Raw genomic sequence first — 435 nt, 5'->3', positions numbered from 1 at the left:
TAGGCACAGACGGCAGCTTTGATGCCCGTGTTGCGTTAGGTCCGGATGCAGTGGTAGGCACAGTCGTGACAGTTAACGGCACTGACTACACTGTCAATGCGACTGACCTGGGCAATGGCTATATCACCGCAGCGATTCCTGTGACTGCAGATGGCCCAATCACCATCCATGCGCAAGCAGTGGATTCACAAGGTCATATCAGCAGCCCAACAGATGTCATCGTGACTGTCGATACGGCAGCGCCAAGTGCACCAGTAATTGATCCGATCAATGCGACTAATCCAGTGACAGGTACAGCAGAAGCGGGTTCAACCGTGACTGTAAGCTTCCCTGATGGCACAACAGCAACTGTGGTTGCAGGCCCAGATGGTCAATGGACAGCGCCAAACCCAGGTAACTTGCTTGATGGTCAAACTGTTACAGCAACAGCAACTG

At 52.9% G+C, this 435-nt stretch carries 1 protein-coding gene; it reads left to right on the top strand.

The annotated features are described in order from the left end of the window. The coding region (locus ACH8JV_RS19530; RefSeq protein ID WP_396523302.1) for an Ig-like domain-containing protein at window positions 1-435 on the top strand (435 nt) is incomplete at both ends.

It is taken from the genome of Acinetobacter sp. ABJ_C5_2 (genome assembly GCF_044538485.1).
Lineage (GTDB): Bacteria > Pseudomonadota > Gammaproteobacteria > Pseudomonadales > Moraxellaceae > Acinetobacter > Acinetobacter nosocomialis_A.
The sequence above is the reverse complement of the archived record's forward strand: the minus strand, read 5'-3'. Positions and strand labels throughout refer to the sequence as shown.